This is a genomic window from Microbacterium sp. USHLN272, from assembly GCF_037149655.1.
GTDB lineage: Bacteria > Actinomycetota > Actinomycetes > Actinomycetales > Microbacteriaceae > Microbacterium > Microbacterium galbinum.
The window spans coordinates 2,397,341-2,413,921 of the sequence record NZ_JBBCRA010000001.1; the positions used below are offsets into that span (position 1 = coordinate 2,397,341).

Sequence of the window (16,581 nt, forward strand, 5' to 3'; positions counted from 1 at the left end):
CACCTTACTTCCATCCTGCCACGTCCCCCACGCGGGTGGCTCGTGAAGACAAAGTTGAGCCAGTTCATATCAAGTTTGTTTGACACTCATCTTGGGTCGATGTACAGTTGAGCCATCGCGACTCAGGTTTCCTGATCGCCGCAGATTTTCAGACCAACCATCGTCAGCAACACAAAGGAGAACAACATGGCACGTGCTGTGGGAATCGACCTCGGTACGACGAACTCCGTCGTCAGCGTCCTCGAGGGCGGCGAGCCGAAGGTCATCGCCAACGCCGAGGGCTTCCGCACCACCCCGTCGGTGGTCGCCTTCACCAAGGACGGCGAGGTGCTCGTCGGCGAGACCGCCAAGCGCCAGGCCGTCACGAACGTCGACCGCACCATCGCGTCGGTCAAGCGTCACATCGGAACCGACTGGACCTTCGACGTCGACGGCAAGAAGTGGACGCCGCAGGAGATCTCCGCGCGCATCCTCATGAAGCTCAAGCGCGACGCCGAGTCGTACCTGGGCGACACGGTGACCGACGCGGTCATCACCGTCCCCGCGTACTTCAACGACGCCGAGCGCCAGGCCACCAAGGAGGCCGGCGAGATCGCGGGCCTCAACGTCCTGCGCATCATCAACGAGCCCACCGCCGCGGCCCTCGCGTACGGTCTCGACAAGGGCAAGGAAGACGAGCTCATCCTGGTCTTCGACCTCGGTGGTGGAACGTTCGACGTCTCGCTGCTCGAAGTGGGCAAGGACGACGACTTCTCGACCATCCAGGTGCGCTCGACCGCCGGTGACAACCGTCTCGGTGGAGACGACTGGGACCAGCGCCTCGTCGACTACCTGATCTCGCAGTTCAAGTCCACGACCGGCGTCGACGTCTCGGGTGACAAGATCGCCCTGCAGCGCCTCAAGGAGGCCGCGGAGCAGGCGAAGAAGGAGCTCTCGTCCTCGACGAGCACCTCGATCAACCTCCCGTACCTCTCGCTCACCGACTCGGGCCCCGTCTCGCTCAGCGAGACCATCACCCGCGCGAAGTTCGAGGACCTCACGAAGGACCTGCTCGACCGCACCAAGAAGCCCTTCGAGGACGTCATCCGCGAAGCCGGCATCAAGGTCGCCGACATCGACCACATCGTGCTCGTCGGTGGATCGACGCGTATGCCCGCCGTCGCCGAGCTCGTCAAGCGCGAGACCGGCAAGGAAGCGAACAAGGGCGTCAACCCGGACGAGGTCGTCGCCGTCGGCGCCGCTCTGCAGGCCGGTGTCCTGAAGGGCGAGCGCAAGGACGTCCTCCTCATCGACGTCACCCCGCTGAGCCTCGGCATCGAGACCAAGGGCGGCATGATGACGAAGCTCATCGACCGCAACACCGCGATCCCGACCAAGCGCAGCGAGACCTTCACCACGGCCGACGACAACCAGCCGTCCGTCGCGATCCAGGTCTTCCAGGGCGAGCGCGAGTTCACCCGCGACAACAAGCCGCTCGGAACCTTCGAGCTCACCGGAATCGCCCCGGCCCCCCGCGGCATCCCGCAGGTCGAGGTGACCTTCGACATCGACGCCAACGGCATCGTGCACGTGTCCGCCAAGGACAAGGGCACGGGCAAGGAGCAGTCGATGACGATCACCGGCGGCTCGTCGCTGTCGAAGGACGACATCGAGCGCATGGTGCGCGAGGCCGAGGAGAACGCTGCCGAGGACAAGAAGCGCCGTGAGGCCGCCGAGGTCCGCAACCAGGCCGAGACCCTCGCCTACTCGATCGACAAGCTGATCAAGGACAACGAGGACAAGCTCCCCGCCGACGTCAAGGAGTCGGTCCAGGCCGACGTCGACGCCCTCAAGACGGCTCTCGCCGGCGAGGACGACGACGCCGTGAAGACCGCGTTCGACAAGCTCAACGAGTCGCAGACGAAGCTGGGCGAGGCGATCTACGCGCAGTCCCAGGCGGATGCCGCGGCCGGTGCCGCCCCCGAGGGCGACGCTCCTCAGGGTGATGCATCCTCGTCCGACGAGGATGTCATCGACGCCGAGGTCGTCGACGACGAGGACGAGAAGAAGTAATCATGGCTGACAAGGACTTCGAAGAGAACAACGGAGTCGCAGGCGAGGGGTCGGATGCTCAGGCATCCGGCCCCGCGCCGCAGAATCCGGACTCCACCGAGGCCGCAGCGGCCGAGGGCTCGGACGAGACGCCGGTCGACGCGATGGATTCGGTTCCTGAGCCTGTCGAAGGGCTCACGGTCGACGACATCCTCGGCGCGACGCAGACCGGTGAGGCCGCGGCGGAGGACGCCGTGCTCGCCGACCTCGAGTCGACGCTGCTCAACGACCTCAAGCGCCTGCAGGCCGAGTACGCGAACTACCGTCGCCGCACGGAGGAGTCGCGCCAGGTCGAGATCGAGCGCGCGAAGGGCGAGGCCGTCAAGGGCCTGATCCCGGTGCTCGACGATCTCGATCGCGCCAGCCAGCACGGCGACCTCGTCGACGGCACTCCCTTCGCGGTGATCGCCGAGAAGGTTCGCGCAGTCGTGGAGCGCCTCGGCGTCGTCTCGTACGGCGAGAAGGGCGAGGAGTTCGACCCGCAGCGCCACGAGGCCATCTTCCAGCAGCCGACGCCCGGCGCGACGGCGACCACGATCCTCGAGGTCGTCGAGGTGGGATACCGCCTCGGAGACGTCGAGCTGCGTCCTGCGAAGGTCGTCGTCGCCGTACCCGCGGAGTAGGTGATGCATGGCTAGCCAGGATTGGTTCGACAAGGACTTCTACAAGACTCTCGGGGTCTCGAAGGACGTGAGCGAGGCCGACCTCAAGAAGGCCTATCGCAAGCTCGCACGGAAGTACCACCCGGATTCCAACCAGGGTGATGCCAAGGCAGAGGCGACCTTCAAGGAGATCAGCGAGGCGTACTCGGTGCTCTCCGACGCCGAGCAGCGCAAGGAGTACGACGAGATCCGCGCCATGGGCTCGGGCGCCCGCTTCACGGCGGGCGGCTCTGGTGCCGGCGGGTTCGAAGACGTCTTCAGTCGCTTCGGCCAGGGAGGGCGCGGGCAGTCCGCCGACTTCGAGGACATCTTCGCGATGTTCAACCAGGGTCAGGGCGGAGGAGGCTTCGGCAACGGACGCTTCGGGCAGACGAGCGGCGGATTCCGCGGCTTCGGCGGCCCGCAGCGCGGTGCCGACGTCACGGCCCGCACCACCCTCGACTTCGTCACCGCCGTGCAGGGGGAGACGATCTCGCTGCAGGGTGACGACGGCAAGCCGTTCAAGGTGAAGATCCCGGCCGGGGTCGCCGACGGGCAGAAGATCCGTCTGCGCGGCCGCGGTCGGCCTTCGCCGGACGGGGGCGAGAGCGGTGACATCGTGGTGCAGATCACGGTGCGCCCGCATCCCGTCTTCACCCGTGACGGCCTCAACCTGCGCGTCGTCGTGCCGGTGACCTTCACCGAGGCGACGCTCGGCGCGACCATCGAGGTCCCCACGCTGAGCGGAGACGTCGTCAAGCTCCGGGTCGCCCCCGGCACCCCCTCCGGGCGGGTGCTGCGGGTCAAGGGCCGCGGCGTCACGACCGGCAAGGGCACCGGCGATCTGCTCGCCGAGCTGCAGGTGGCCGTGCCGACGCACCTCGACGAGGCGGCGCGCGAGGCTCTCGAGAAGTTCCAGGCCCTGGAGCCGACCGAGAACCCCCGCGCCGAGCTCATGGCGAAGGCGCGGCGATGACGAGCATCCGCTCTTCGTGCGCGAGGACGGGGGTGTCGGATGGACGCTGACACCCCGGTCTTCGCGATCGCCATCGCGGCCGAGCTCGCGGGCATGCACCCGCAGACGCTGCGCCAGTACGACCGCATCGGCCTGGTCACCCCCGGCCGCACGCGCGGCGGTTCTCGCCGGTACTCGCATCGCGACATCGAGCAGCTCCGTGAGGTCGCCCAGCTGTCGTCCGAGGGGATGAGCCTGCCGGCGATCGCCCGACTGCTCGACCTCGAGGACGAGAATCGGATGCTCCGCCGCCGCATCGCCGACCTCGAGGCCTCTCTGCGTTCCGAGCGCGAGAATCGACCCGGAGTGCGCGTGTTCGCGGCGGGTTCATCCGGTGTGGTGCCGATGCCGTCGGGACGACGCCTGCGTCGTTCGACCGAAGTGGTGCTCTGGAGCCCGCGCGACGGGCGCAACTGACCTCTCCCCACCGACCGGTGTGTATCCTGTCAACTGTTAACAGGAGGTCGGCGTGACACAGATCGTCAAGCGGGCAGAGTCGCTCGGAGCCCAGGTGGCACGCGTGCTGCGTCAGCGCATCGTGCGCGGGGACCTTGCGCCCGGCACCCGCATCACCGAGGAGGCGCTCGCCGAGGAGTTCGACGTGAGCCGCGGTCCGATCCGCGACGCCCTCACGCAGCTCAGCTTCGAGAACCTCGTCGAGGTGCAGCGCCCGCGCGGCGTGTACATCACCGGACTCACGAAAGACGACGTCGACCAGCTCTACAGCCTGCGCGGCGCTCTCGAGCAGCTCGCCCTCTCTCGGGCGATGCGCGTCGACGACCCGGCGCGCTGGGCGCCGATGGCGGCGGCCGTCGGGCGCATGAGTGCGGCTGCGGATGCCGGTGACCACGCGGCTTTCGTGACCGCCGACCTCGACTTCCACTCGCAGATCTACGCGCTCGCCGACCACCCGCGGCTCGAGGGGGCGTGGAGCCAGTACCTCCCGACGTTCGCCGCGCTGCTCGAGGTCACGATCAACCACGACGAAGACCTCCACGAGTCCTCGGGCGACCACTTCACGCTCATGGACGTCATGCGCACCGGCACTTCGGAGGAGGCATCCGCCGTTCTGGCCGCGCACCTCGACGGTGCCCGCGATCGGATGCTGAGCGAGATCCAGACGCGGGCCTGATCTCCCTCGGCATTTCGAGTCGCGCGCCTCGCGGGTCTCGCCAGGCGAAGAGCGCCAGGTGAACGATGCGAAAGCCGGGGGCGTCAGCCCCGGCGGTGGAAGGGGCAACCGCGGACTCGACCTCCGGAGGCCGGCATGGTCGGCAGGCGGCGGAGGTTCACGTCGAGGCCCTGGTCGAGGATCTCGACCCGTCGGTCGCTCAGCGCGGAGACCGCGGCCGCGAGCCCCGCGATGGCGAGCTTCTCGCCGGGGCAGCGGTGCCCCGTACGCGGATCCGCTCCGCCGTGCGGGACGAAGGTCTCGATCGCCTCGTAGTCGTCGATCCCGACGAACCGGTCCGGAACGAAGTCCGCGGGACGGTCCCACGACGCCGCGTCCATGTTCGTGCCGAGGATGTCGAGCACGACGCGGTCGCCCGCCTCCACCCGCTCGCCGTCCAACTCGACGTCCTCCGTCGCCCAGGCGGGAAGCATCGGCACGAACGGCGAGGTGCGGCGGATCTCCTGCGCGAACGCCGTCGCCAGCGGGCCGCCGGTCAGCGAACCCCGCTCGGCTGCCTCGGTCGCGATGCGCTCGCGCCATTCGGGATGCTCATGCAGTCGTTTCGCGGCGTAGGCGACGAACCGCGCCACGGCGATCATCGGGCGCAGCACGTTCTGCAGTTCGATGCCCGCGAGGCGAGGAGACAGCAGCACGCCCGTCTCATCTCTGTGCCAGGCCCACTCGTGCAGGGCGGTCCCCGCGACGGTCTCGAGCTCGCCGCGCCGCACGGCCATGACGAGGTTCTCGGCGTGGCGGTCGGACCATGCCCGGTTGAACTGCGCGCTGAGGAAGGCGAGGGAGTAGGGCGCACCGAATCCGTCCACGATCTGCGCGAGTCGCTCGGCCCACCGAGTCTTCGCCCGCGCCGTCCCCGGGAGTCCGGCCCAGCGCATGATGGCGCGACCGAAGGCGCCGATCGCGGCGTCGTAGGCGGAACGGCGGCTCGTACCGGCTGCCCAGGCGTCGACCTCGCTCCGCCACTCGCGCTCGAGGTACGGCGCGAGACGCGCGACCTGCTCGTCTTCGTACGCGACGTCGAGGAAGGTCGTCTTGCGGTGGCGGTGCGTCGCGCCGTCGAGGCTGTGCACCGAGCCCTTCCCGAAAAGGGTGTTCTGAACGAGAGCGGGCATCGCGCCGTGCCGGGCGATCCGGTCCCCGTCGTAGAACAGCGACACCGCCTCGGCGCCGCGCACGAACAGCGCAGGCTTTCCCAGCAGGCGCATCCCGACGGCGCGGGCCCCCGGTTCCGTGCGCCGCCAGAGGTGCTCGCCGAGGCGGTAGCCGCGGGTGAGCAGACCGATCGAGTCGTCGTGCAGAGGGTGGGGAGTACTCGATCGCATCAGCATGCGCCCACTGTCCCCGCACCGATGCGCCGGCGATAGGGGCTTGCACGAAGGGCGGAGCCTGCTTAGGGCGCGAGCCTCCGCCGCAGACGCCAGGTGTTGCCGCGGGCGTCGGCGTAGTGTCGGAACTCGTCGAGCGCGGCGGTGGAGAGCGCCAGCCCTCGGCCACTCTCGCTGTCGGCATCCGGCATGTCGACGCCGTCCCAGTCGATCTCCGCCGGCGGGGCGGTATCGGTGAGGGTCGCGAGGAGGTCGTCCGACGAGACGCGGATGTCGACGGTGAGGGTGACCCCGTCCGGGTCGTCGGTGTGCTGCACCATGTTGGTCGCCACCTCGCTCACGGCGAGGGCGAACAGCGTGCGGTCCCGGTCGGCGACGTGCGGGGCGTCCGCCCACAGCCCGTCGAGGGCGTCGAGGACGTGGTCGACGAGCTCGAGCCGGGCCGGCCCGTCGATGTGCACCGCGCGGGTCTCAGCGTCCATCGAACGCCGACTCCGGCGTCGGGTGGTCGCGCAGCACGCGGTCGAGGTTGGTGAGGTGCAGCACGGTCTGCACCGCTTCGGGCACGGCGGCGATGCGCAGGTCGCCGCCGGCGACGCGCGCACTCTTCAGCCCGCCGACGAGGGCGCCGAGTCCGGACGAGTCGACGAACAGCAGACCCGCCATGTCGATGACGATGTTCGATTCGCCCGCGGCGATGAGGTCGCTCACGGCGTTGCGCAGCAGCGGTGCTCCCGTCGCGGTGAGTCGACCCGTCAGGCCGATGACGGCGTAGCCGTCGCGGGTGTCAGTGCTCAGATCCATGGGGCTCCTTCTCGAGGACTCGGGCGGCCGGCCCACGATAGCGGGCGGCCTGGATGATGACGCTCAGCACGACGAGGTCGTAGAGCACCCAGGCGGTGTTGACCAGTGTGCCGGTTCCGTCGGCGGTGCCGATGATGACGCGCGTCACGCCGATGACGAGGGCGACCGTCAGCACCACCATGGCCGTCAGCTGCGGCCAGATCTGCCCCCACGGCACGCCGCGAGGATCGCGACCGTCCTTGCGCGTCACGGCGAACGACAGGGGGCGGCCGAGCACGACGTTCGCGAACGCCGTCCAGCACGCTCGTATCCACACGGGGAAGAGGGCGAGCGAGTACTGCTGCCCGCGCCAGGTCCTGACCCCCTTCGCGACGACCAGGAACAGCACCTGATTCACGATGAAGTACGGCAGGAAACGCACGAAGAAATCGACCGACCATGCGGTGACCGGGAGCACCCCGAACACGAGGTACACCACGGGGGCCGTCAGGTACACGACCGCCGCGAACCCCGACAGGTAGCTCCACATCGTCGCGAAGTACATCAGGCGCTGGCCCACCGAGAGCCCGCGCTTGACCAGGGGGTTGTCGCGGAGCATCACCTGCAACGTGCCCTGTGCCCAGCGCAGCCGCTGGGTGAGCATGGTGCGAAGGTCCTCGGGAGCGAGGCCCTTGGCGAGGATCTCGTGATGGTAGACGCTGCGCCACCCCTGCGAGTGCAGCTGCATCGCGGTCGCCATGTCCTCGGTGACCGAGATGGTCGCCATCGGGAGGATGGGCTGGGCCTCGTCTCCGCGGTCGAGGCGCAGCGCGTCGAGCAGGGCGCGCACGGCGTCGAGCGCCGTGATGGGGGAGAGGTCGGATGCCGCCAGCGTCGCGAGCCCTGCCTCGTCGACGACGATCGCATCGAGTTCGGCATCGTGCTCGATCGGCAGCGCGCCGAGTTCGGCGAGGTCGGCGCGGATACCCGCGAGATCCTGCGCGACGAGGATGCGCGACGCGTCATCGACGGCCGATCGCACCCGGTCGGCCACCTCGGCCACGGGGACGCCCGCCGCCAGGTCGCGCCGCCCCTGGCGGATCACGATCTGCAGCGCGCTGAACTCGCGCGTCAGGTTCGGGTCGGCCGCCGCTCGGACCTCCGCCTCGATCATCGTCTCGGATGCGCGCAGCGCACGGGCGGCGGAGTCGGTGACCTCGCGGACGTAACCGATGATGCCGAGCCGCATGAGCGCCTCACGCCGGAGCACGGCGTTCGAACCGCAGAAGAACGCGGCGTTCCATCCGTCCTTGCCCTGCTGGATCGGACCGTAGAACAGCGGTGCCTGGGCTCCGAGAGGATCGGCCTCATCGACGTTCATGAACCACTGCGGGGTCTGGACGACGGCGACCTCGTGGTCGTCGGCGAAGTAGCCGAGGGTGCGGTGCAGGATGAGCGGATCGGGGATCTGGTCGGCGTCGAGGATGAGCAGGAACTCGCCGTCGGTCTGGAAGAGGGCGCTGTTCAGGTTGCCGGCCTTGGCGTGGCGCGGCTTGCCGGTCCAGTCGTCCGGGCGGGTGAGATACGACACCCCGGCATCACGCGCCGCCGCTTCGAGTTCCGGGCGGGCGCCGTCGTCGAGGATCCAGGTCGTGTGCGGATACGCGATTCGCTGGGCCGCGCGCGCGGTCGTCATGACGAGCTCGATGGGCTCGTCGTACGTCGTGATGAAGACGTCGACCGTGCCACGCGGCTCCGACACGGGGGCCGGCCTCTCTCTGGCCCGCCACATGGTCAGGCAGAACAGGAAGGTGTCGATGAGGCTGTACGTCTCGGCGATCACGAGCGGTACCGCGATCCACCACGCCGACCAGTTCACCGATTCGAGCCAGCGCCACGCGACGTAGTTCACGCCGAGCAGCACCGACAGCAGGGCGAGGATGCGGATCGTGGCGAACCGGGCGCTCATGCATCCCTCCGGACGACGACCACGGTGATGTCGTCGGTCGCGGTTTCGGCGGTGGCGAGCCCCATCGCCTCCCGGATCGCTCCGTCGGGTCCGAGCTCGGTGAGCACGCGGTAGACGTGGGCGTAGGGATCGTCGGGATCGAGGACGTCGAGCAGGCCGTCGCTGCAGCAGACGAATGCGTCCCCGCGTGCGAGGTTCGCGAGCCGCGGTGTCCGGATCTCCGCCGGCTGCAGGCCCATGCCCATCCCGAGCGGCAGGCTCGTCGAGCGCAGATGCTCCCACGAGCCGTCCGCGCGGAGGATGAAGGCGAGACTGTGCCCGGCGTCGATCACCTCGAGGTCGCCGGACTCCGGGTCGAGTTCCGCGTGCACGGCGGTGACGAACATCGCGGTGTCGCCGAGGTCCTGCTCGAGCAGACGATCGGCTTCGGCGATCGATGCCGTCAGCCCTCGTTCGGGAGCCGTACGCAGGGAGGCGCGTACGCTCGCGGCGATCAGCGCGGGGCCGGTGCCCTTGCCCATCGCGTCGGCGAGAGTGACTCGCAGGGCGCCGTCGACGATGTCGAGGTCGTAGAAGTCGCCCGCCAGAGCGCCACGCGAGATCGAACCGCCGGCGATCGTGTAGCCCGGGACCTCGGGATGGGCGTGCGGGCGCAGCGTGCTCTGGATGACGGCGGCGTGGTCGAGCTCGGCGTCGTTGGCGAGTTCGGACTGCACCCAGAACGCGAGATCGCGCAGCAGGTCGAGCTGGGCGTCCGTGAGCGTGTGCGGTTCGGTGTCGAGCACGCACAGGGTGCCGATCGGCTCTCCTCCGGGCGCGTGCAGCGGATGCCCCGCATAGAACCGCAGATGCGGGTCGCCGGTCACGAACGGATTGTCGGCGAAGAGGTCCGTCAGTGCGGCATCCTCGATCACCACGGTGCGGTCCTGTCGAACCGTGTAATCGCAGAAGGAGTCCTGCCGTGGCGCCTGATCGGCGCCCAACCCGATCTCCGCCTTCCGCCATTGCCTGTCGCGGTCGATGAGCGAGACGCTCACCATCGGCACTCCGAACATCTCCTTCGCCAGTCGTGCCACCCGATCCACCCGCTCATCGCGGGGGGTGTCGAGGATCCCCAGTTCCTCGAGCGCTTGCTGTCTGCGTCGCTCGTCGAACACCTGCCGTCCCTCCTACGGTCTTTCTCCTGCCATCCTCGCATCCGGACGGACCGGGTGGTGAGGGCGCGCGGAGGCGAAAACTTCGACAGTGTTGACTGTTAACAGTCAACACTGTTAGCCTCACGGTGTCGACAACACGGTCGACCCACGTAGAGGAGCAAAGATGCCCCGCAAGCGCATCACCCGGGCGGCCGCCGCACTCGCCGCCCTCGCAGCCACCGCTCTCGTCGTCTCGGCCTGCACCAAGGTCGAAGAGGGCGAAGATGCCGCGTCGGCATTCCCCGAGAAGGACATCCGCCTGATCATCCAGGCCAACCCCGGCGGCGGATCCGACCTGTCGTCGCGCGCCCTCGCAACCGAGCTCGAGAAGATCCTCGGCGTCAGCGTCATCCCCGAGAACATGCCCGGTGCGGCCGGCGCCGTGGCCATGGAGTACGTCGGCTCGCAGGACGCCGACGGCTACGTGATCGGCTTCGCCCCGGTCGAGATCGCCATGCTCAACACCACGCAGGGCGCCAACGTGCTGCCGGAGGACTTCGACCTCCTCGGCCAGATCATGCTCGCCCCCGGCGTCATCACGGTCGGCGCGAACAGCGGCATCGAGACCCTCGAAGACCTCGTCGCGCAGGCGAAGTCCGGCCCCGTGACCGTCGCCAACTCCGGCGCCGGCTCGATCTGGGAGGCCGCGACCGTCGGCCTCGGCACCGCGACCGATGCCGACTTCACCCCGGTCCCGTACGACGGTGGCGCGACCGCTGTCGCCGCCGCGGCATCCGGTGAGACGGTCGCCGCCGTCTCCGGACTCGGCGAAGCGCTCGCGCAGGGCGACGCCGTGCGCATCCTCGCCGTGATGAACGACGAGCGCCACCCCGACGCCGAAGACGTCGAGACGGTCGAAGAGGCCATCGGCGACGACGTCGTGTTCGGTGGGTGGGGCGGAATCTACGCGCCGAAGGGTCTGCCCGACGACGTGAAGGAGACGCTCGAGGCCGCGGTCAAGGAGGCCGTCGAGTCCGACACCTACCAGCAGTTCCAGGCGGATGCCGGCAACCTCGTCGTCTACCGCGACTCGGCCGAGTGGACGACCTTCGTCGACGACCAGTTCACGCTGTTCCAGGACCTCCTGGGCTGAGAGCACTCCTGCGGGGCCGGCGTCCGTCGGCCCCGCAGCGCACCCCCTCCAACGAAGGAGAACCCATGTCGACCCCCGACATCGCCGCCGACGCGGCATCCGAGGACGAGTACGAGGGCGCACCCGCCTCGCGGGGCCTCGAGATCGCGTTCGGCGTCGTCGCCCTCGCCTTCACCGCGGGCTACCTCTTCCTCTCGACGCAGATCCCGCTGCGCCGCGAGGCCGCTCCCGGGCAGATCGACGCCCGATTCTGGCCCCTCGTCATCGGCGTCACCGGCGTGGTCATCGCGATCGCGATCCTCGCCGTCGCCCTCACCCGGCCGGCACCCACCCGTGAAGACCTCGAGCGCATCCAGCCCGGCGGCTACCTGCGGGTCATCGCCACGCTCGCGATCACCGGCGCCTTCATCGCCCTCTGGTCGCTCGGCACGGTCATTCTGTTCGGCTACCGCATCGAGGTGTTCCCGGTCGCGGCCGCCCTGCTCATGGCCGCCCTCATGCTCCTCTACGGTCACCGCCGCTGGCTGAGCCTCGTCATCTACTCCGCCTCCGTCACGGCGTTCGTCTACGTCGTGTTCGGGATGCTCCTGAGGATTCCCCTGTGAACGCGCTCATGGAGGGGCTGAACTCGCTCCTCGACATCTCGATCCTGCTCTACATGCTGGTCGGCCTCGTGCTCGGCTTCATGGTCGGAGCCTTCCCCGGCATCACCGCGACCATGGCCGTCGCCCTCGCCGCGGGCTTCACGATGACCCTCGAGCCCGTGCAGGGGCTGGCGGTGCTTCTCACCATCTACGTCGCCGCCAACTTCGGCGACCGCGTGCCGTCGATCCTCATCAACACCCCCGGCACCCCGGCATCCATCGCCACCACCCTCGACGGGTACCCGATGGCGAAGCAGGGCAGGGCCGGACTCGCGCTCACGATCTCGGCGATCGTCTCGGCCGTCGGCATCCTCGCCTCGCTCGTGCTGTTCTCGGTGGCCGCCGTGCCGATCGCGAGCTTCGCCCGTGACTACTTCAAGTCGCCCGAGCTGTTCGCGCTCGTCGTCTTCGGCATCTCGATCATGATCGGCATCTCGTCGAAGTCGATGCTCAAGGGCATCCTCGCCGGGCTCTTCGGTCTCATGCTCGGCAGCGTCGGCACGTACGCCGCGACCGCCGACCAGCGCTTCACCTTCGGGGTGCTCGAGCTCGTCGAGGGCGTCAACTTCATCGCCGTGATCATCGGTCTCTTCGGCATCGCCGAGCTGTTCGACCAGCTGCTCACGCACAAAAAGTCGCACGTGCGACCGATCTCGAGCCTCGGTCGCTGGTGGCCGAACAGGTCCGAGCTCAAGCAGTCGGGCCGCGCCACCGCGGTCGGCGGCGCCGTCGGCCTCGGGGTCGGACTCATCCCGGCCGCGGGTGGCGACATCGCCGGCCTCATCGGATGGGAGCGGGCGCGCAAGGCGTCGAAGCACCCCGAGATGTTCGGCAAGGGGTCGATCGAGGGCGTCGCGGCATCCGACACCGCCTCGAGTGCCACGCTCGGCGGGTCGCTCACCACCACGATGGCCCTCGGCATCCCCGGCGACTCCGTGATGGCCGTCATGATCGGCTCGATGATCATCTGGGGCATCACCCCCGGACCCACGCTGTTCACCAACCGCCCCGACCTCGTCGTCTCGATCGTCGGCATCATGCTCGTCGCGACCATCCTGTCGCTCGTGCTCAGCCTCATCCGCATGAAGGGCATGGTGAAGCTGCTCGACGTGCCGCAGCCGTACCTGTGGAGCGGCATCCTGATCTTCTGCATCATCGGCACCTACGCGACCTCGAACAGCCTGTCGACGGTCGTCACGATGCTCGTCTTCGGCGTCGTGGGCGTGCTGCTCAAGCGCATGCAGGTGCCGGCCGGCCCCGTCGTGCTCGGTCTGCTGCTCGGTCCGCTCGCCGAGGAGAACCTCGCCCGCACCCTCGCGATCCTCCCGACGCGCCCGTTCTTCGAGGTCGTCAGCCCGATCGCGATCCTGCTGCTCGCCCTCGCCGTGCTCTCGATCGTGATGCCGGCGATCCGTGCGGCCCGCAAGCCGCGCGCCGAGCGCAAGTCGCTCGAGGACTCGATCCTCGACGACGAGAGCCGCGAGCAGATCGAGAAGGCGCACGACGAACTCGCCGCGAACCCCGACCTGCTCACGTCGACCGTGCGCAACGTCGACACATCCCCCCGCGCGCTCCGCAAGGCGCGCAAGAACTCCAAGGAGAACGAGAAGTGACCCGCTACGACATCCTGACCGCCGTCCCCACCGCGTTCCACCGCGACGGCAGCCTCGACTTGGAGGGGTCGCGCGCGATCTTCCGCTTCGTCGGGCAGTCGGGCAACGAGGGCGCGTTCATCCTGGGCACGACGGGGGAGTTCCCCGCGGTCGACGTCGAGGAGTTCCGCTCCCTCGTCGGCGCCGCGATCGCCGAACTCGCCGACCGCATGCGCGTGATCGTGCACGTCGGCCAGCCCAGCACCTTCGAGGCCGTGCGCCTGGTCGAGATCGCCCGCGGACTCGGCGCGACCGAGTTCGCCGCCCTCACCCCGTACTACCTGAAGTCGACCGACGACGCGATCTTCGACTACTTCCAGGCGGTGTCGGATGCCGTGGGCGACGGGCGCCTGTACGTCTACATCTACCCGGCGCGCAGCGGCAACACGGTCTCGCCCGAGCTACTCGTGCGCCTCGCGGCGCTGCCGAACATCGTCGGCGCGAAGCTCAGCGAGCTGTCGCTCGACGAGATCGCCGCGTACCGAGCAGTGGTCCCCGCCGATTTCGACCTGTACACGGGAGCCGACCGCGACCTGATCGCCGCCGTCGGCGCCGGGGCGCAGGGCGTCGTCTCGGGCGTCTCGTCGGTCACGCCGAAGCCGTTCCGGGCGCTCGCGGATGCCGGGCGCTCGGGTGATGCGGGAGCGATCGCCGCCGCCCAGACCGCCGTCGACGACGTCGTGTCTCTGATCGGTGGAGACATGGCGCGCATGAAGGAGGCGTACCGCGTGCTCGACGTGGTCGACGCGTACTGCCGCATGGCGATCGCGGAGCCGACCGAGGCCGAGCGCACCGCCGTCGCCGAGGTGGTCGCCGCGCACCGCTGAGTGTCTCGGGTGGGGGGCGCTTCCAGCCGCATGGGTCGCTGAGCCCGTCGACGGGCCTGAGGAAATGGGTCCCTGAGCCTTGCCTGCGGGCGCCCGCCCACAGGAAACCGAAAGGTGGCCTTCCTAGCGTCGAAGACGGGTTCCCCCGCCCGCTCCGCGCCTGGCGCGCGGTGTCCTGCCACGAAGGAAGGCCTCCTCATGACGAACACCACCGCCCACACCTCCGCCGCGACCGCGTGGGGGCTCCTCGTCCTCCGCGTCGTCGTCGGCGGCATCTTCTTCGCCCACGGCGCGCAGAAGATCTTCGAGTACACGCTCGCCGGAACCACGCAGAGCTTCGCCGGGATGGGCGTGCCGCTGCCCGAGATCGCTGCCCCCTTCGTCGCCTTCCTCGAGCTGATCGGTGGGGCGATGCTCGTGCTCGGCCTCTTCTCGCGCCTCGCCGGCATCCTTCTGGCGGTCGACATGGTGGTGGCGCTCGTGCTGGTGCACCTGCCCGCGGGCTTCTGGGTCGGCGAGGGCGGCTACGAGTTCGTCGCCCTGCTCGGCGCCTCCGCGCTGGCGATCGCCTTCACGGGTGCCGGACGCTTCTCGGTCGACCGCGGCGTGCTCCGCGGGCGCGCCCCGGCCTGGCTCGCCTGACCTCAGAAGACCGAACGACGGATGCCGCGGGGCTCAGCCCCCGCGGCATCCGTCGTTTTCCAGAGATCTTCGTACGCGCGAGGTTGCGTAACCATTTGGTGCTTGACAGGGTGAAGACTACGAAGTTATCTTTATGAAACCGATTTCACGCATCCCGAGCGAGGAGTCGGCTGCACCGTCGCAGAGAACTTGCTGGCCAAAGGAGTGAACAGTGAAGTCGAACCCCCTACACCCGTCCCGCAACGCACGCGCGCTGCGGATCACCGGCCTCGCCGCCGTCGCCGCCATCGCCCTCGCGGGCTGCGCATCGGGCGGAGACAGCGATGCCGGAAGCGCCGGAGGAGAACTGACGTTCTCGAACTGGCAGTTCCTCGAAGACGGCAAGGGTCCCATCATCTGGGACGCCGTCAAGGGATACACCGGACCGAACGACGACATCGAGCTCACCAAGGTCGAGATCCCGTTCGCGAACTACGCCGACAAGCTCAGCACCGAGCTCGGTGCCGGTGGCGGCCCCGACGTCATGGTGCTGCAGGACAGCCAGTTCGCCTCGCTGGTGGATGCCGGCGTGCTCGAGCCCCTCGACGACATCGCCGACGAGCTCGGCGACGACCTCAACAACACCAACGAGGCGGGCGTGTTCGACGGCGGGCAGTACGGCTTCAACTGGGAGCGCCCGACCTACAGCACCGTCATCTACAACAAGGACATCTTCGCGCAGCTCGGACTCGAGGTGCCGACCACGTTCGACGAGTTCCTCACCACCGCGCAGACCATCAAGGACGAGCTGGGCATCGCCGGCTGGGCGGGTCGTCACCAGACCGCCGAGATCGACGGCTGGACGCTCGAGATGGCCAACTGGATCTACGGGTTCGGCGGCGAGCTGAGCGACGGCGATGCGCTCACGATCGACCGCGCCGAGAACGTCGAGGCCGTCGAGGCGTTCCTCGAGACCTTCGCCTCGGGCGTCGCGCCCATCGGCGATGACGCGTCGACGTTCCGCGCGAAGTTCGGCCAGGGCCAGGTCGGCATGCTGTTCGAGAACTCGGGCGTCGCGACCACCATCACGAGCAACCCCGACAACGCCGTGAACGGTCAGAACATGGGCGCGGCCCCGCTGCCGCTGGCGAACCCGGGCTCGAACTCGCAGCTGATCATCGCCGTCAACGCGAACAGCGACAACAAGGAGGCCGCGAAGGACTTCGTGCGCTGGGTGCTCGGCGAGGAGGGGCAGACCGCGATCCGTGCGGGCCTCGGCGCCTCGGCCATGGCGACCGACGTCGAGCCGGATGCCGCGTTCCTCGAGGCGAACCCCTGGGCGACGCAGTTCCTCGAGGCCGCCAAGACCTCGAAGTCGACGCTCGTCGAGGGCTTCGAGACCGAGAGCAAGGTCATCTGGCGCGAGGTGCTCACGGCGGTCGAGGACCTGCGGGTCAACGGCGGCGACGTGAAGGCCAAGCTCACGGAGGTGCAGGAGACCCTCGAAGCCGAACTCGGCTGAGCACCCCGAG

General features: G+C 68.8%; 16 protein-coding genes. 11 read left to right on the forward strand and 5 right to left on the reverse strand.

The window, feature by feature from the left end; translation table 11 throughout:
• Nucleotides 1–186 precede the first annotated feature (186 nt).
• The 5 genes from dnaK to WFJ97_RS11565 are packed head-to-tail and all read left to right on the forward strand — an operon-like array spanning nt 187 to nt 4,879.
• Nucleotides 187–2,052: a molecular chaperone DnaK gene (gene dnaK, locus WFJ97_RS11545; protein ID WP_336641590.1), complete on the forward strand. Its 1,866-nt coding sequence runs from the start codon at nt 187–189 to the stop codon at nt 2,050–2,052.
• 2 nt (nt 2,053–2,054) lie between these two features.
• Nucleotides 2,055–2,714 (forward strand): nucleotide exchange factor GrpE, encoded by a 660-nt coding sequence (locus WFJ97_RS11550; RefSeq protein WP_336641591.1) that lies wholly within the window; start codon nt 2,055–2,057, stop codon nt 2,712–2,714.
• Nucleotides 2,715–2,721: 7 nt separating this feature from the next.
• The gene (locus WFJ97_RS11555) at nt 2,722–3,708 is read left to right on the forward strand and encodes a DnaJ C-terminal domain-containing protein (RefSeq protein WP_247624334.1); all 987 of its coding nucleotides are present in this window, start codon (nt 2,722–2,724) and stop codon (nt 3,706–3,708) included.
• Nucleotides 3,709–3,747: 39 nt separating this feature from the next.
• Nucleotides 3,748–4,164 carry a heat shock protein transcriptional repressor HspR gene (locus tag WFJ97_RS11560; RefSeq protein ID WP_336641592.1) on the forward strand — a complete coding sequence of 139 codons (417 nt, stop codon included), beginning with the start codon at nt 3,748–3,750 and terminating at the stop codon, nt 4,162–4,164.
• 52 nt (nt 4,165–4,216) lie between these two features.
• Nucleotides 4,217–4,879 (forward strand): GntR family transcriptional regulator, encoded by a 663-nt coding sequence (locus WFJ97_RS11565; protein WP_247633663.1) that lies wholly within the window; start codon nt 4,217–4,219, stop codon nt 4,877–4,879.
• Between the two features lie 83 nt (nt 4,880–4,962).
• Here the strand turns inward: WFJ97_RS11565 and WFJ97_RS11570 are convergent, their stop codons facing one another.
• The 5 genes from WFJ97_RS11570 to WFJ97_RS11590 all read right to left on the reverse strand — a co-directional run bounded on the left by WFJ97_RS11570 (nt 4,963) and on the right by WFJ97_RS11590 (nt 10,173).
• Nucleotides 4,963–6,267: a cytochrome P450 gene (locus WFJ97_RS11570; protein ID WP_336641593.1), complete on the reverse strand. Its 1,305-nt coding sequence runs from the start codon at nt 6,265–6,267 to the stop codon at nt 4,963–4,965.
• A gap of 62 nt (nt 6,268–6,329) precedes the next feature.
• Nucleotides 6,330–6,746 carry an ATP-binding protein gene (locus WFJ97_RS11575; RefSeq protein ID WP_336641594.1) on the reverse strand — a complete coding sequence of 139 codons (417 nt, stop codon included), beginning with the start codon at nt 6,744–6,746 and terminating at the stop codon, nt 6,330–6,332.
• Nucleotides 6,736–7,068, reverse strand: coding sequence for an STAS domain-containing protein (locus WFJ97_RS11580; RefSeq protein WP_247633666.1), 333 nt, complete (start codon nt 7,066–7,068; stop codon nt 6,736–6,738). Before WFJ97_RS11580 ends, WFJ97_RS11575 begins: the two co-directional genes overlap by 11 nt.
• A complete protein-coding gene (locus tag WFJ97_RS11585) occupies nt 7,052–9,016 on the reverse strand; it encodes a glycosyltransferase family 2 protein (RefSeq protein ID WP_336641595.1) in 1,965 nt (654 codons plus the stop codon). Before WFJ97_RS11585 ends, WFJ97_RS11580 begins: the two co-directional genes overlap by 17 nt.
• On the reverse strand, nt 9,013–10,173 hold the full coding sequence (locus WFJ97_RS11590) for a PP2C family protein-serine/threonine phosphatase (RefSeq protein WP_247957051.1): 1,161 nt from the start codon (nt 10,171–10,173) through the stop codon (nt 9,013–9,015). The genes WFJ97_RS11585 and WFJ97_RS11590 overlap by 4 nt, the downstream gene beginning before the upstream one ends.
• Nucleotides 10,174–10,336: 163 nt before the next feature.
• Between WFJ97_RS11590 and WFJ97_RS11595 the strand changes: the two genes are divergently transcribed.
• From WFJ97_RS11595 to WFJ97_RS11620, 6 genes are all read left to right on the forward strand, one after another.
• On the forward strand, nt 10,337–11,305 hold the full coding sequence (locus tag WFJ97_RS11595; protein ID WP_336641596.1) for a tripartite tricarboxylate transporter substrate binding protein: 969 nt from the start codon (nt 10,337–10,339) through the stop codon (nt 11,303–11,305).
• A gap of 65 nt (nt 11,306–11,370) precedes the next feature.
• Nucleotides 11,371–11,910 (forward strand): tripartite tricarboxylate transporter TctB family protein, encoded by a 540-nt coding sequence (locus WFJ97_RS11600; protein ID WP_247633670.1) that lies wholly within the window; start codon nt 11,371–11,373, stop codon nt 11,908–11,910.
• Nucleotides 11,907–13,562, forward strand: coding sequence for a tripartite tricarboxylate transporter permease (locus tag WFJ97_RS11605; RefSeq protein ID WP_336641597.1), 1,656 nt, complete (start codon nt 11,907–11,909; stop codon nt 13,560–13,562). The genes WFJ97_RS11600 and WFJ97_RS11605 overlap by 4 nt, the downstream gene beginning before the upstream one ends.
• A complete protein-coding gene (locus WFJ97_RS11610; RefSeq protein ID WP_336641598.1) occupies nt 13,559–14,428 on the forward strand; it encodes a dihydrodipicolinate synthase family protein in 870 nt (289 codons plus the stop codon). The genes WFJ97_RS11605 and WFJ97_RS11610 overlap by 4 nt, the downstream gene beginning before the upstream one ends.
• Before the next feature lie 198 nt (nt 14,429–14,626).
• Nucleotides 14,627–15,070: a DoxX family protein gene (locus WFJ97_RS11615; RefSeq protein ID WP_247624341.1), complete on the forward strand. Its 444-nt coding sequence runs from the start codon at nt 14,627–14,629 to the stop codon at nt 15,068–15,070.
• Nucleotides 15,071–15,281: 211 nt separating this feature from the next.
• Nucleotides 15,282–16,571, forward strand: a complete 1,290-nt coding sequence (locus tag WFJ97_RS11620) for an ABC transporter substrate-binding protein (RefSeq protein WP_336641599.1) — start codon at nt 15,282–15,284, stop codon at nt 16,569–16,571.
• Nucleotides 16,572–16,581: the final 10 nt, after the last annotated feature.